Source organism: Acinetobacter sp. ANC_7504 (assembly GCF_056779995.1).
The window spans coordinates 1-463 of the sequence record NZ_JBWYIZ010000034.1; the positions used below are offsets into that span (position 1 = coordinate 1).

The following is a 463-nucleotide window of genomic DNA, read 5'->3' on the forward strand; positions in this document are numbered from 1 at the left end:
TTTGGGATGACTTTGCATTTGCAACGCGTGATGGCTTAGTGGCAACTGCTGTAGACGTAACTGATGAAGCTGAAATTGCTCGTCGTGGTCTAAAAGGTGCGTTCAAACATATTCAATTTGACATTGAATTAGTGAAAGACGTTGAAGGTGCGCCTTCTACTGAAGTTGAACGCCGCCGCGCATCAGCTTAAAAATAATAAAGGGATGGATTTCGCATCCATCCTTTATCTTATTCAACTAAAGAATTTAGACCAATCCAAATCTAATCATTTTGATTTGTTTAAATTTTTGCAAGACCGAAAAGGATATAGATAGCTTTATCTATAAAACGCTATGATTGATAAATCTCAAAAGACTTTAACCGAGGCCCTCTCCCAAATTAAAGACGGTTCAACCATTATGATTGGTGGGTTTGGTACTGCAGGTCAGCCTGCTGAACTCATCGATGGCTTAATTGAACTCG

At 39.3% G+C, this 463-nt stretch carries 1 protein-coding gene and 1 pseudogene; both read left to right on the plus strand.

Translation table 11 applies throughout. From position 1 onward, the window contains the following. Positions 1-191 (plus strand): annotated as a pseudogene (locus tag AC1M9F_RS14490) (catechol 1,2-dioxygenase); the annotation flags it as partial. 142 nt (positions 192-333) lie between these two features. Beyond that, positions 334-463 (plus strand): CoA-transferase (locus AC1M9F_RS14495; protein WP_481598118.1); only part of this gene is annotated, 130 nt, incomplete at its 3' end.